A 14,072-nucleotide genomic window follows, 5' to 3' on the forward strand; every position below is an offset into this window, starting at 1 on the left:
CCCTTCGGTTCCGACGCATCTCGATGCGGAAGGGTGGCAGCAGATTCATGCCTTCGAGCACTGTGGCTCGGAGCGGTGTTGAGGCCCGACGCGAGTAGAAATCCGGGATCAGGTTCGGCCCCCTCGCCCCCTCGTCCCCGGCGGCGAGAGGTTCTCTCCAGACGATGGTGACGGCGTAGGAACCCGCCGGCGCACCGCCCCGTTCCGCCCCGGTCGACAGTTCGAAGGAGCCGTCCTCGCGGACATCCCCCCTCGGTCGGGCCATCGTGATCCCGGGTTTCCCGATCGGGTGGAACTCGACGATCGCCCCACGAGCCGGCTCACCGGCCACCAGGACCCGGCCCTCGACCGGGTAAGTCGGTTCGAAGCTCAGCACTCGAGTGACGACGAGGAGAATCAGGACTGCGATCAGGGAGGCCCGGTACCGCCCGTCCCGATGGGCCGATCGCTCATGCGTCGCCGGGGCGGATCGATCGGATCGCTCATGCGTCGCCGGGGCGGATCGATCGTCTTGACGGCTGTTCGCCCGCCAACCAAACATGAGACGATCCTCCACCAAACGATCTCTCGATTCGGCCGCACCGTCCTGGCCTGCCTGCTCGGACCCCGACCTTGGGGGGCGACGACACCCGTTGCAGGTCATCGCCGAGCCGGTAGGGTTGGCCCATGGCGCGGCACGGGGAGCGCCGGACCCGCCACGCGACCCACGCGGTCGCGAGAGGGTGGTGGGGATGGTCTCATACACAAACCCGCTGTTGCTTTCCGGTTCCTGAGCGTGAACCGGGCCGGTTTTCCGCCGGCAAGCCTCCGCAAAACGGAAAGTATCAGCGGGTTTGTGTATCAGAGGCGGGAGAGGGAGCCGTGATCACGGACAGCGGCGACATTGGCGATGGCACCTGCGGGGCGGCCGATGCCTGGAGTACCGCGGACACAGGCAGTGGGACATCATCACGCCGGGCACAAACACCATCTCCGAGTCCCTCGATCGCGTCCGGCTCGATCCGGCCGGACGCGGTAAGATGATCGATCCATTTGGTCCGATTGCGCTCAATCGGCAGAAGGTCCAGAGCATTCGTGATGCCATCACGCAAAACGAGGGAATCCAGCCGATAATCCGTGCCATTTCACAGAAACACCGCAATGCCAGGAAATGACACGGGGCTTAACCCTTGAAATATCGCGGCCTATGATTCATTCCAAGGAATCGTGGAACCCTGTCCGACACGGAGCTGATGCCTCGGTGTCCGAGTTCGTCGAGGTTCGGTGACTTCCGATGGTGTCAGGTGTCGTCGCCTCGAACGCCAGCTCGGATCGGGAGTCGATCGCGCTGGCCGGACGTACCGACTCGAAGCCTCGGCGTACGAGCCGGAGGAGGACCCCGATGCCCCCCTCCGAGATGATCGACCCCTGAGACGGCGGGTGCGGAATCCACCGGTCTTCATGCGAAGATTTCCTCGACCACCCGGCCGGCGACATCGGTCAGGCGGAAATCGCGACCGGCGTAGGGGTAGGTCAGCAGCTGGTGATCGACTCCCATCAGGGCCAGTAAGGTGGCGTGGAGGTCGTTGGTGTGCATCCGGCCCTCTTCGGCGCGAATGCCGTACTCGTCGGTCCCGCCGTAGGAGAAGCCGGGCTTGACTCCGGCGCCGGCGAGCCACTTCGGGTAGCCGGTGATGTTGTGGTCGCGACCGTCCTCCCCCTGGGCGGTCGGCAGCCGGCCGAATTCGCTGCCGAAGAGCACGAGCGTCTCGTCGAGCAGGCCGCGTTGCTTAAGGTCGGCCAGCAGCGCGGCGGTCGGCCGGTCGACCGACGAGCAGCGGTCGATCAGCCCCTTGTGCAGGTTGTTGTGGTGGTCCCATCCCGGCTGGCAGACCTCGACGAACCGCACGCCGGCCTCCGAGAGTCGCCGAGCCATGAGGCACTGCCGGGCGAAGGCGCCGGCCGGCCCGGGGACGACGCCGTAGGCGTCGAGGACGTGCTGCGGCTCGTCGGAGAGGTCGAGCAGCTCGGGGACCTCCCCCTGCATCCGGAAGGCGAGCTCGTAGGACTGGATGATCCCGTCGACCTCGTCAGGCGCTCCGGGCTCCGCGGCGAGGTCGCGGTTCAGCTCCTGGATCAGCGCGAGCTGCCGCCGCTGCTGCTCGGCGGCAATCCGGGGCTGGAGGTTCGGCAGATGGCCCTGATCGTTGATCCGCGTCCCCTGGAAGTGGGCCGGGAGGAAGGCGCTGCCGTAGTTGACCGCCCCGCCGAGGTTCGGCGGCGGATTGATCGTCACGTAGCCGGGCAGATCCTGGTTCTCGCTGCCGAGGCCGTAGAGGAGCCACGACCCCATGCTCGGCCGGGTCAACGCGGCGTTGGCGCTGCCGGTGTGGAGCTGCACGACGGCCTGGGGATGGGCCGGCGTGTCGGTGTGGAGCCCCCGGATCCAGCAGAGGTCGTCGGCGTGGCCGGCCATGTGCGGGAGCAGTTCGGAGAACCAGGACCCCGACTCGCCGTATCGCCGGAACTTGAATTTCGAGCCGGTCAGCGTCCCGCCGCCCGGGCCGGGCCGGCCGTCCTCCTCCTGGAGCTGGGGCTTGTATTCGAAGGTGTCGACCTGCGAGATCGCCCCCTGCATGAACAGGAAGATGATCCGCTTGGCCTTCGGCGGGAAGTGGGGCGTTTTCGGGGCGAGGGGATCATCGGGTCGAACCGAGCTTGCGGCCCGTGCGCGTTCCTGCGCGAGCATCCCGGCCAGGGCGAGGTAGCCGAATCCGACCCCCGCCGACTTGAGCAACTGTCGGCGCGAGGCGCGAGCGATCGGATGGTCGTGAGAAGTCATCATCATGCCTCAGAGTGATGGATATTGGATGAGGGGCCGGTGTCAGCGGATGTAGCGGAACTCGGCGGAGGCGAAGATCGCTTGGGCCAGGGCCATCCAGGCGGCCGATCGCGTGTCGTGGGGCCGGACATCGACCTCGGCGATCGCCACGGCCGACTGGTCCACCTGGTCGGGGTCGACGACCTCGACGGTCGCGCCGATCGCCGGTTCGGGCTCGTCGGCGACACGGACGAGCTCGACGTCATCGGTCGCGGAATCCGACCGCTCGTACTCCGCCAGGAAGCCGAGCGCCCGCCAGACCTCGCCGTCGCTCGGCGACCGCCCCAGGGTGAGTCGGTAGAGTTCCCGGACGCGGTCGTCGTCGTCACCATCCCGTCCGAGGAGCCGCTCGGCCACGGCCAATGCCTCCCGGCGGACGACCGTTGAATTGAGCAGGAACAGTGCCTGGGCGGGGACGGTCGTCTGCTCGCGACGGCCGGTCACGAGGGTCTGCTCGACCGGGTCGAAGGGTTCGAGCGCCTTCGGCGTGACCCCTCGGAGCGACGGCAGATAGACGCTCCGCGACCGGCTCGCGTCGGCGAACTCGTGGATCTCCTTCGCCTCGGGGCCGTTATCACGCATCTCGATCATCTTCAAGTGCCGGGCGGCCGAGCCCTCGGGCCGGTCGAGCGAGAGGGAGCCCCAGGCCGCGAGCATGGCGTCTCGGATCTGCTCGGCGTCGAGCCGACGGGGGGCGTGCCGCCAGACGAGCGTGTTGGCCGGGTCCGCGTCGAGGTGCTCGGGGGTCGCCTCGGAGGCGAGTTGATAGGACCGGCTCAGGGCGATCGCGCGGACGAGACGCTTGATCGACCAGCCGTCCCGGACGAATCGGGAGGCCAGGTGGTCGAGCAGCTCGGGGTGCGATGGCTCGTCGCCGGTGACGCCGAAGTTGTCGACCGTCGAGACGATGCCCCGGCCGTGGAGGTGGTGCCAGGCCCGGTTGACGATCACGCGAGGGGTGAGCGGGTTGTGCTCGCTGGTCAACCACGCCGCCAGTTCTCGCCGCCCGCTCTGTGCGGGATTGATCGCCGGGGCGCCGGGCACCTCGAAGGCGGTCAGGAAGCCGCGGGGGACGGTCGGGCCGCGCTTCTCGGCCTCGCCCCGGATCCGGATCGGGGTATCTCCAACCTGCTCCGCGTCGCGGACGCCGTGGACGGCGAACCCCTGGGCCGCCGGGTCGGTCAGCCCGAGCAGCTCGGCGTTGAGTTTCTCGAACCGATCGCGATAGCCACGCTGGACCGGACGCCCGTCGGGTCCCCGCGCCAGCCCTTCGCGGGTGCCCCGGATGGCATCCCAGGCAGCCTTGGCCTCGGCCACCTTGGCCTCCAGTTCCTTGAGTTCCTCTTCGGGCGGCGGAGGCGGGGTGCCCGAGAGCGGGATCAGCAACGAGGGAACATAATAGGCGAGGCCGCCGCCTCCCATCTGGTTCCTCAGCCCGGCGGCGTTGACCGTGCTGGTGAAGATGCCGGCCAAGGCGTAGTAGTCGGCCGTCGGGATCGGGTCGAACTTGTGGTCGTGGCAGCGGGAGCAACTGACCGTCAGCCCGAGGACAGAACGGGTGGCCGCGTCGATCTGGTCGTCGACGTTGTCCATCTCGAAGCGGACCTTGAACCGCTGGTTGACGTCCTTGACCCCCAGGGCGAGGAATCCGGTGGCGATCTTCAGGCGGTCGCGCTCCTCGTCCGAATCGGCCGGGAGCAGGTCGCCGGCAATCTGCTCGGTGACGAACCGATCGAAGGGGACATCGGCGTTGACCGCGTCGATGACGTAGTCGCGATACCGCCAGGCATGCGGGTAGGGGATGTTCCGCGAGGGACCGGTCGATTCGGCGTAGCGGGCCACGTCGAGCCAGTGCCGCCCCCAACGCTCGCCGAACTGAGGGGAGTCGAGCAGCCGATCGACGACCCGCTCGAAGGCGTCCGGGGAGGAATCTTCGAGAAATGCGTCAAGTTCCTCGGGACGGGGGGGCAAGCCGGTCAGGTCGAAGGTCACACGGCGGAGCAGCGTTGCCCGATCGGCATCCCCCACCGGGGCCAGGCCGGCCTCGTCGAGGGCGGCGAGCAGGAAGCGGTCGATGTCGTCATTCGCCCAGGAATCGTCGGAGACCGGTGGCACCTCGGGATCGGTCAAGGGCTGCCAGGCCCAGTGCTCCTGGCGGAGCGCCTCATACCAGCCCCGGTCTTTCCCGAGGGACTCCGGCACCTTCAAGGCCGGCCAGAGTGCCCCCTGCTCGATCCAGAGGGTCAGGTCGGCCACCTGCTGATCGGTCAGCGGCTCCCCCTCCTTCGGCATCACCCGGTTCGAGTTCGAGTTGGTGACACGCTGAATCAACAGGCTCGCCCCCGGATCGCCAGGGACGATCGCCGGGCCCGAATTGCCGCCGTCGAGCAGCCCTTGGTGATCATCGACCCGCAGCCCTCCGGCCGGCTTCGTCTCGGCCGAGTGGCAGGTGTAGCAGTTCTCGACGAGGATCGGCCGGATCCTGGCTTCGAAGAACTCAAGGGAGGCCGGGTCGGGAGACTCATTGGCGGTCGCCGAGCCTCCGAAGATCGGATTGGCGGCAAGCAAGGCGGTCGCGATGGCGACGGATCGGGAAATCGAAATCATCGGATCGCGACCTTTCAAGAAACGTGCGCCGATTGGTGAATCAAACGACCATGCGACTGGGCGTGTGGCCTTGGGATGACGTGCCCCCCTCTCCGAGAGCCTCTCGGCTTCGGAAGGGTCAGGGCCTGGACGAATGCGATCCAGGGAAGGACCACGGCCACCAGCAAGGCGACCGAGATCAGGTCCGCCAGCACGTCCGGGAGCCGGACGTGCTGCTCCTCCCCGTGCTCATCCCATTCGTGATTGAGGATCATTGCCCAGCCTCCGTCGATCCGTTGAAGGTCTCGCGTCCCGAGCCAATCGAACCGGTTTGATCGACACATTTCGTCACGCGCAAGACATCCGACACGGGGCCGGGAGGCGAGGTTGCCTTCGGGGCGTTCGAGGGAACGCAGCCCGATGGGGGTGGTGCTGCTCGGCAATGCGTCGATCAACCGGGACATGGTCATCAACTCGTTTGAGTTCTCGGGAAGGGCCGGGCCGTCGGGGTCGGGCGGCCCGGCCCGCGATGTTGGCGAACTGGTCAATTGGCCCGGGGGGCGTCTGGCGCGTCGGTCTTCGGCAGAGACTCGGCAAGCTCAGCTGTGACGGCCTGCCACCGGGGGTCGTCGGCGAGGTTCGTCCACTCGCGGGGGTCGGCCTCGTGGTCGTAAAGCTCCTCGGAGCCGTCGGCGTAGCGGATGTACCGCCAGCGCTCGGACCGGACGGCGTGGTTGCCCCGGCCGTGCGTGGTCACGACGGGCCGGTCCCAGGAGGCGGCAGGATCCCGGAGCAGGGGGGTGAGGCCTTCTCCCTCCAGCCCGGGGCGGAGCGGGAGATCGCAGAGGTCGATCAAGGTCGGGTACAGGTCGAGCAGCGAGACGGTCCGCTCGCTCCGGCCGTTCGGCCCGGTCACGCCGGGGGCGACGACGATCAGGGGGACCCGGGTCGCTTCCTCCCAGAGCGCGAACTTCCGCCAGTGCTCCTTCTCGCCGAGATGCCAACCATGATCACCCCAGAAGACGATGATCGTGTCGTCGCGATGGCCGCTGGCGTCGAGGGCGTCGAGGAGTCGGCCGATCTGGGCGTCGGCGAATTCGATGCTGGCGAGATAACCCTGGACCGCCTCCTCCCACTGGCCGGCCTCGACGACCTTGCGGTGGTCGCCCTCGGGCTTGGCCATGGCGATCCCGGCCGGAGGGACGTCGTCGAGGTCGTCCGCGAGGGCCTCGGGGAGGGCGATCTCGCCGATCGGGTAGTGGTCGAAGTAAGGACGGGGGGCGTACCAAGGGAGGTGCGGACGGATAAGGCCGACGGCCAGGAAGAACGGCCGATCCCGGTCGGCATCGAGCCAGTCGATCGCCCAGGAGACGGTCTTGTGGTCGCCCATCGCCTCGTCGGGCACGTCGACCGGCCCCCAGTCGAAGTGGGCCGTCCGGGGGATGTCGTTCGCCGGGACCTGGTCGGGCTTCGGGTGATCCCGGCCCGAGAGTCCGAACCACTCGGGCCACGAGGCGCGGTCGTTGAAGCTGTTGTGGAAGATCTTCCCCCCGCCGGCGACGTCGTAGCCGGCGGCCGTGAAGTGCTGGGGCAAGGTCACCGCGTCGGGCAAGACCGGGCGCCAGGGCTGGTTGTTGTGGTAGACCCCGGTCGTCGACGGCAGGAAGCCCGTCATCAGGCTGGTCCGCGACGGGTTGCACGCGGGGGCGGGGCAGTAGGCCCTCGTGAAGTGGACGCCCCGGGCCGCGAGGCGGTCCAGGTTGGGCGTCCGGGCCTGGGGGTGGCCGCCGAGGAATCCCGTCCAGTCGTTCAGGTCATCGACCGCGATGAACAGCACGTTCGGCCGCCTCGGCCCCTCGGCGGCCGTCGCGGGGACAGCTACGGCGAGCAGGGCGGCCGCGAGGGAGAGCCAGGCGAAGATGCGTCGGGATCCTGATCCGCTCATGGGTCTCCTCGATTACCTCGTGGTCACGGCGAACTCGAAGCGATTGTCGCCGTCGGCGACCACCTCGACGCGGAGCGTGCTGTGCCGATTGAATTGAGGGGGGACGATGTTCGCGGTCTCCTCCGCCGTCTCGCCGAGGAGATCCGGGTGTTCGATGATCCGCCCGGTCGGGCGGACCGCGTCGATCTCAACCCGGTAGGGGCCGGGGGCGGGGCCCTCGGATCGGGGGATGCGGAACTCGCCGTCCTCGACCGGACCGGTCACGGCCGGGCCGCTCGCCTCGGGGATCAGGGTGACGTAGGCCTCGTCGAGCGGGCTGCCGTCGAGCAGGACCTGCCCCGTCACCGCGACCCGGCCGTCATCCCGGGCCGAGCCGCACCCCACGAGGCCCATCATCACCGCAGCCACGACGACCCGCGTCACGATCGACGGGGAATCGTTTCGGAACGAGCGAACGCCTCGCATCAGAACTGGTCCCCGCTGATGACCTCGCCGCCGGCCCGGCTGCTCAGCGCCCGCCAGACGAGCAGGTCGATCGAGTCCTTGATGAACCTCACCGAGCCGTCCCCGAAGAGCGTGTTGACGCCGCCGGGGTGGAAGCTGCGGGAGCCGAGGTAATGCGTCTGGCCTTGCCCGAGGTTGCGGATGCAGGGGGCCTTCAGGTCGGGCCGGTCCCAGCACGCGCCGTAGTCCCCGGCCAGGCTGTTGGGTCCAATCCGGGTCGAGATCTGGTGCGACGACGGCTGCTCGCTCCAGATTCGGCCGCGGCGGTCGATGACATCGACCGGCTGGCCGAGCGGGTGGGGCGTCTGGATCAACTCCGACATCAAGAACGTGTTGGTGGTGCCGTCGCGGATGTCGGCGAAGGTCGCCCCGTAGTTGATCGCGAAGGGAGCAGGCAGGCCCTGATCGCCGTAGGTGTTCTGGCCCCAGTTGACGCCATAGCTCCCCTTGACGTCCGTGACGTTGCCGCCGTTGTTCACGAAGGTCTGCTGCTCGTCGGACGGGCATGTGAACACGTTCACGATCGCGGCTCGCGTCGTGATCTGTTCCGGCCTCTGGAAGCTCAGGTCGTAGTTGTAGCTGTCGAACAGATTCCGCTGCTCCAGGAATGGGAGCATTGAGGCCAGAAAAGGTCTTCGATAGGGCCCGTTCGGCGTATCGACCCGGACCGATCCCATCGGGAAGCGGCCCCAGACGTCGTGGTAGTTGTGCAGGGCCAGGCCGATCTGCTTCAGGTTATTCGTGCACTGCGCCCGCCTGGCCGCCTCGCGGGCCGACTGCACCGCGGGCAAGAGCAGCGCGATCAGCACACCGATGATGGCGATCACGACCAGCAATTCGATCAACGTGAAACCGCGCCGATCTCTCATCGTCCTCGGTCCTCTCTCTGTTCGGGAAGGGGTGCGTCCGTGCCGTGATCCGCGACGCCTCCCTCCCGGTGGGGAGACGCCTCGCGACACGTCGCTGTCCGCTCACGGGATAGGGCCCGGGACCGGCTCACCCCGAGGGTCGTTCCGGGGGACTCAGGGCAGATCCTCGTCGGCGGGGAACTCGGCGATCAGGTTCTGCTCGACCCATCCCGCCAGGAGACAGCGCATCTCCTCGAACAGGTCGGCGAAACGCTGCGCGGCCCGGTCCGTCATGACGAGGATGGTGGTCATCGCCCTGCTCTCCAAGGCTTTGGGGATGGCCGTGTGTCCGCCGGTCCTCCCGGCCGTCGGCCTCTCCCGATCCGTCCCGGATCGCCGAACCGCCCGGGCCCGGCACGGCACGTGGAAGGAGCAAGGTGTGGACCACACCCCAAAAACGCGGAATCCCCGGGTATAATCCGTGATATGCCATCATCCGACGGCATGAACCCGGGGAAACCTCGAAATCAAACGGTTTCAGCCCGGGATATGTCATGGAAGAACCGTTTCATTTCACGGAAAAACGCCCCATGGAGCGTTACGCGACCCTGCTGCTGGAGATCTGGCGGGAGGTCTGCCGTCACATCGAGATCGCCGAGTCGGTCGAACGCCTGGCGCCCCTGCTGGCCCGGCGTGTGACCGCGGATCTCGTGCTCGTGCGACGCATCGACGTGCCGGGCGGTCATGTCGAGACGGTGGCGATGGGCCATTGCCGCCCCGGCCACGCCGACCCGCGGGCCCGGAGCGAACTGACCTCCGAAGGCGTCCAGCGGCTGCTCGCGTGGTGCCATCGCCGACAGGTGCTCCGCCTGGCCCATCGTTCGAGGACGGCCGGCCCGCCTGGCCTGCTGCCCGAAGGGCTCTCCGGCGAGATCCTCGCCGGGCCGCTCCTCGCCGAGGAGGGCCCGGTGGGCATCCTGCTGCTGACCACATCGCCCCCCAGGCATTTCCGGGACGAGCATTCGGGTTTGCTCACCGCGTTGCTCGACCCCTTCACGGTCGCCCTGGAGAACGACCGGCGCCTCCGCGAACTGACGACCCTGCGCGAGGCGGTCGAGGCCGACAACCGTTCCTTGCTGACGAAGCTCGGCCGGCTCGACATCAGCGACTCGATCGTCGGGGCCGAGGCGGGGCTCCGCGAGGTCATGGAGCAGGTCGCCCAGGTCGCCCCGTCCGATGCCCCGGTCCTGATCCTCGGCGAGACGGGCTCGGGCAAGGAAGTCATCGCCCGGTCCGTGCACACCCGATCGCGGCGAGCCAGGGGGCCATTCCTGAGGGTCAACTGCGGGGCGATCCCGCCCGAGCTGGTCGATTCCGAGCTATTCGGCCACGAGGTCGGCAGCTTCACCGGGGCCGTCGGCCAGCGTAAGGGCTGGTTCGAGCGTGCCGACGGCGGGACGCTCTTCCTCGACGAGGTCGGCGAACTGACCCCGGCGGCCCAGGTCCGCCTGCTCAGGGTGCTGCAGGATGGCCTGATCGAGCGGGTCGGCGGGGAGCGATCGGTCCCGGTCGACGTCCGGATCGTCGCCGCGACCCACCGCGACCTGGAGGCGATGGTCGCCGACGGCCGGTTCCGCCAGGACCTCTGGTACCGGATCGCCGTCTTCCCGATCCGGCTGCCCGCGTTGCGCGACCGACCCTCGGACATCCCGGCCCTGGCGGCGCACTTCGCCATGCGCTCCTCGAAACGCCTGGGGATGCCGCCCCTGGCGCCGACGGCCGCGGACATCGGCCTCCTCGTGACCTACCCCTGGCCGGGCAACGTACGGGAGCTGGCCGCGGTGATCGAGCGCGCCGCGATCCTCGGAGACGGCGAGCGGCTGGAGATCGCCCGCGCCCTGGGCGCGCCCCGGCCACCCGCCCCGTCCCCCGGGCCGACGACCGCGCTCCCGTCGCGTCCCGACGGCGAAGGGGACGGGTTCGTGTCCCTGGAGGCGGCGATGGCCCGGCACATCGAGGCGGCCCTGGTCCGGGCCCGGGGCCGGGTCGAGGGCCGGCACGGGGCGGCGGCCCTGCTGGGGATCAATCCGCACACGCTACGCTCGCGGATGCGCAAGCTCGGCGTGGACTGGAAGCGTCTCCGCCGCGAGGTCGGGGCGGCCGAGTGACGGGGGATCGCGCCCGGCGGCCCCGCCCCCGGAACGCCGAGGGCCCCGGGGTCTGCTCCGCGATCGCCCCCGGCCGAGGATCTGAGTCGATGGGCGCGGATCCTCGAGGCATCCCCCGGAATCGTCGGCGTCCACAGCCCCGTCGACCAGTCGGGCTGGAGGGGACGCGGCCGATTCGCCGGCTACCCTCAAGGGCACGACCCGCACATCCGATACTCCCCTTGGATTCCGGGCGGATCGGCTTGGACTGTCGGCGTCCGAGGACGAACATGAAGCGGCGATTCCGGGCGGTGTCGCTCGTCCTGGCGCTGGCGACGGTCCCCGTCGCCCCCGGGCAGGAGCCGACCCGCTCGGCGACCGCCCGGGGCACGATGCCGCCCCCCTCGCCCCCCCCGGTCGACCCGACCGCCCCGCCTCCTCCCCCGCCCCCCTCCGCGGATCCGAGTGATCGGCTGGCGGCCATCGAGGCGCGGCTCGAGGCGCTGGAGGAGCGGAACCGGCGGCTCGAGCAGGAGAACCGGGCGCTCCGCGAGCGGCTCGATGCTTCGCCAGTGAAGCCGGCCGAGGCCCCCCCGACGGACGGGGCAAGGGCGGCCGATCCGACAGACGCCGGCGAGTCGAGGCCCGGCACCTCGTTCTCGGCCAACGCCGATTCGCCGGTCCCCAGCTATGCCGGCGTGACGCCGAGTCGCCCGAGCGGGCGGATCCCGCTCCTCGGCGGCTTCGGCCAGGGCTTCGTCTTCGAGAGCGAGGACGAGGAGTTCCAGCTCCAGGTCCACATCGAGAGCCAGACCGACTACCGCGCCTTCGACCCCGGTGGCGAGCTGTTCGCCCGAGACGGCATCTACGCCCCCCGCAATCGCCTCTTCTTCGGCGGGAGGGCCACCCGGGGCGTCGAGTACCTCGTCTCGATCAACCGCGGGTTCGGCGCCCTGGACCTGCTCGACGCCTACCTCAACTTCCGCCGCGACGACCGCCTGCAGCTCAAGGTCGGCCGCTTCATGACGCCGTTCAACTACGAGCAGTTCGCCATCCAGAACATGTGGCTGATCGCCCCCGAGCGGTCCCTCTTCACCACGAACCTCGGCCTCAACCGACAGCTCGGCGCCATGCTCTGGGGCTCCCTGCTGGACGAGCGGCTCGACTACGCCGTCGGCGTCTTCGACGGCCCCCGGAATTCGTACGAGGATTTCAACGACTCCAAGGACGTGATGGCGTACCTCAACGCCCGACCCTTCCAGGAGACGGCCGAGGGCAACCCGCTCCGCCTCCTGAACCTCGGCGGCTCGTTCGCCTACGGGGCCCAGGACAACGCCGCGTTCCTCCCCCGCTCGTTCCGACTGGCGACCAACGCCTCGAACGCCGGCACGGCCGACCGCGCCGCGCCGCCGTTCCTGATCTTCGACGACGAGGTGATCGAGCGTGGCCAGCGCACCTTCTGGTCGGCCCACCTCGCGTATTTCTACCGGTCGCTCTCGCTCCTCGCCGAGTACAACGGCTCGATCCAGCGCTACGCGCGCACCGTCGCCACGCCCGAATCGACGGTGCTCCCCGCCTCCGGCTACTCCGTCTCCGCCGGCTACTTCCTGACCGGCGAGCAGGTCGAGCGCCGAACCGTCGTCGAGCCGCTTCGACCCTTCCGGCTCCGCCGGGGCGAGTTCGGCCCGGGTGCCATCGAGCTGATCGGCCGCTATAGCGCCTTCGACATCGACTCGGGGCTCTTCGACGCCGGGCTCGCCGACCGGGCCCTCTCGAGCAATCGCGCCTGGGTCACCAACCTCGGGGTGAACTGGTACCCGAACAAGTTCGTCAAGGTCTATCTCGACTGGCAGCACGGCGAGTTCGGCGATCCCGTCTTCTTCGCATTGCCTGATCGCCATGCCCTGACCAACGAGATGCTCTGGCTTCGGGTCCAGTTCTACTACTGAGCCGCCGAAGGCCACCGGCCGCCGACCGCACGGGGATTGTCGGGCACGGCGGGGCCGTCGTCGGGCGTCCCGATCCGGAGCCGCTCGCCGCCGTCCTCGTCGAAAAGACGGGGCTCGGCCCCGACTCGTCCGGTGGGCATCGCCCGGAGGGCGACGCCCCGGTCGCGGAGGGTAATCCGGTCCCCATCCGGCGAGCGGGCACCCGTCCCCACGGCCCCGACGGCGACGAGCGTGGCCGAGCCGAGGAGGCACAAGACCACCAGGATCCGCCTGTTGGACCGTTCGAGCCGGTCCAGTCGCTCCGCCGTCGCATCGCCCGCGGGCCGCGGGCCACCGATGCGGCCCCTCTCCGGGCGCCCCCGGCTCATCCACCCCATCGGGCGGCGTTCCCTTCGGCGGCAAGCCGGGCATACAGGGCGTCGTAGACCAAGGCCCCTCGTTCGAGGGCCGTCCGGTCGTCGGGGCTGATGAGCCTCAAGCCCTCGCAGATGAGGTCGAGCCCCGCGGCCGATGGCTCCACGGCCACCTCCTGCACCGTGTCGGCCTCGTCGATGATGCGGGCAATTCGCGTGAGGATCGGGTCCGTGAGCCCGTAATGCTTGAGCACCGCATGGAACGAGCAGTGCCCCCCGTGGTGGGAGAGCCTGACGCCCGGGATGTCGAACGGCTCGGCCTCGGGCGGGAGCGGGGACCCTTGCGGGATGAAGAGGAATTCGGCGGCCGGGTCGATGTGCTTGCGAATCAGCCACGCACAGCCCATGCGGTCCACCCCGACCCCTTCCCACGTGACCCATCTCATGACGCCGTCCCTCCCTGGGCCTTGAGTAGTCGCTCCCGAACCTTCGGCCCGAGTCCCGACGCGAAGTAGTCGCGCGCCTGCACCTGCTGGAATCGCTTCGACAGGGCGGAAAGGTCGCGGTCTTTCCCCGCTAGGGCCGCCAAGATTTCCCGGTACTCGGCCTCGACGGGCTCGACGAACTGCCGCTTCATCGCCTCGGCGTCGGTGGCGTAGAGCTGCTCGGCCGAGAGCAGCGTCGCATCGCCCCCGAGTTCCGAAATCTCGGCCGCGAGCCATTGGAGTTGCTCCCGCGTCTTGGCCGACCCGGGCAGGACCCAGGCCGCGTCCTGGAGGGCGATGGCCCCGAGCTGCTTGAGCTTCCGCCAGACGAAGACGCGGCCCGCGGCGGGCTCGCGGGGAATCTTGTAAATCAGGAGCAACCAAGGCTTCACGGG

Annotated in this window: 10 protein-coding genes; 2 read left to right on the plus strand and 8 right to left on the minus strand. The window is 69.1% G+C overall.

The window, feature by feature from the left end:
- Positions 1-1,438: 1,438 nt before the first annotated feature.
- The 6 genes from ElP_RS35995 to ElP_RS39140 form a co-directional block, all read right to left on the minus strand.
- Positions 1,439-2,827 carry a DUF1501 domain-containing protein gene (locus ElP_RS35995; RefSeq protein WP_145279652.1) on the minus strand — a complete coding sequence of 463 codons (1,389 nt, stop codon included), beginning with the start codon at positions 2,825-2,827 and terminating at the stop codon, positions 1,439-1,441.
- Between the two features lie 36 nt (positions 2,828-2,863).
- Positions 2,864-5,467: a DUF1549 domain-containing protein gene (locus ElP_RS36000; RefSeq protein ID WP_145279653.1), complete on the minus strand. Its 2,604-nt coding sequence runs from the start codon at positions 5,465-5,467 to the stop codon at positions 2,864-2,866.
- A 523-nt stretch (positions 5,468-5,990) separates the two neighbouring features.
- Positions 5,991-7,391 carry a sulfatase gene (locus ElP_RS36005; RefSeq protein ID WP_145279654.1) on the minus strand — a complete coding sequence of 467 codons (1,401 nt, stop codon included), beginning with the start codon at positions 7,389-7,391 and terminating at the stop codon, positions 5,991-5,993.
- A gap of 12 nt (positions 7,392-7,403) precedes the next feature.
- The gene (locus tag ElP_RS36010; RefSeq protein ID WP_145279655.1) at positions 7,404-7,814 is read right to left on the minus strand and encodes a carboxypeptidase regulatory-like domain-containing protein; all 411 of its coding nucleotides are present in this window, start codon (positions 7,812-7,814) and stop codon (positions 7,404-7,406) included.
- Between the two features lie 41 nt (positions 7,815-7,855).
- Complete coding sequence (locus ElP_RS36015) at positions 7,856-8,764, minus strand: DUF1559 family PulG-like putative transporter (protein WP_145279656.1); 909 nt, start codon at positions 8,762-8,764, stop codon at positions 7,856-7,858.
- A 153-nt stretch (positions 8,765-8,917) separates the two neighbouring features.
- Positions 8,918-9,055: a hypothetical protein gene (locus ElP_RS39140; protein WP_197447196.1), complete on the minus strand. Its 138-nt coding sequence runs from the start codon at positions 9,053-9,055 to the stop codon at positions 8,918-8,920.
- A gap of 278 nt (positions 9,056-9,333) precedes the next feature.
- On the opposite strand from ElP_RS39140, the gene ElP_RS36020 reads away from it, so the two are divergent.
- Positions 9,334-10,911 (plus strand): sigma-54 interaction domain-containing protein, encoded by a 1,578-nt coding sequence (locus ElP_RS36020; protein WP_145279657.1) that lies wholly within the window; start codon positions 9,334-9,336, stop codon positions 10,909-10,911.
- A gap of 269 nt (positions 10,912-11,180) precedes the next feature.
- Positions 11,181-12,839 (plus strand): porin, encoded by a 1,659-nt coding sequence (locus tag ElP_RS36025; RefSeq protein ID WP_145279658.1) that lies wholly within the window; start codon positions 11,181-11,183, stop codon positions 12,837-12,839.
- 364 nt (positions 12,840-13,203) lie between these two features.
- On the opposite strand, the gene ElP_RS36030 is transcribed toward ElP_RS36025, so the two are convergent.
- Positions 13,204-13,638 carry a chromate resistance protein ChrB domain-containing protein gene (locus tag ElP_RS36030; protein WP_145279659.1) on the minus strand — a complete coding sequence of 145 codons (435 nt, stop codon included), beginning with the start codon at positions 13,636-13,638 and terminating at the stop codon, positions 13,204-13,206.
- The gene (locus tag ElP_RS36035; RefSeq protein WP_145279660.1) at positions 13,635-14,069 is read right to left on the minus strand and encodes a Chromate resistance protein ChrB; all 435 of its coding nucleotides are present in this window, start codon (positions 14,067-14,069) and stop codon (positions 13,635-13,637) included. The genes ElP_RS36030 and ElP_RS36035 overlap by 4 nt, the downstream gene beginning before the upstream one ends.
- Positions 14,070-14,072: the final 3 nt, after the last annotated feature.

The organism is Tautonia plasticadhaerens, assembly GCF_007752535.1.
GTDB lineage: Bacteria > Planctomycetota > Planctomycetia > Isosphaerales > Isosphaeraceae > Tautonia > Tautonia plasticadhaerens.

What these genes read in the sequence shown, in the direction of transcription:
- ElP_RS35995 (WP_145279652.1), bottom strand. Translation starts at nt 2,827, where the DNA reads ATGATGATGACTTCTCACGACCATCCGATCGCTCGCGCCTCGCGCCGA.
- ElP_RS36000 (WP_145279653.1), bottom strand. Translation starts at nt 5,467, where the DNA reads ATGATTTCGATTTCCCGATCCGTCGCCATCGCGACCGCCTTGCTTGCC.
- ElP_RS36005 (WP_145279654.1), bottom strand. Translation starts at nt 7,391, where the DNA reads ATGAGCGGATCAGGATCCCGACGCATCTTCGCCTGGCTCTCCCTCGCG.
- ElP_RS36015 (WP_145279656.1), bottom strand. Translation starts at nt 8,764, where the DNA reads ATGAGAGATCGGCGCGGTTTCACGTTGATCGAATTGCTGGTCGTGATC.
- ElP_RS39140 (WP_197447196.1), bottom strand. Translation starts at nt 9,055, where the DNA reads ATGACCACCATCCTCGTCATGACGGACCGGGCCGCGCAGCGTTTCGCC.
- ElP_RS36020 (WP_145279657.1), top strand. Translation starts at nt 9,334, where the DNA reads ATGGAGCGTTACGCGACCCTGCTGCTGGAGATCTGGCGGGAGGTCTGC.
- ElP_RS36025 (WP_145279658.1), top strand. Translation starts at nt 11,181, where the DNA reads ATGAAGCGGCGATTCCGGGCGGTGTCGCTCGTCCTGGCGCTGGCGACG.
- ElP_RS36030 (WP_145279659.1), bottom strand. Translation starts at nt 13,638, where the DNA reads ATGAGATGGGTCACGTGGGAAGGGGTCGGGGTGGACCGCATGGGCTGT.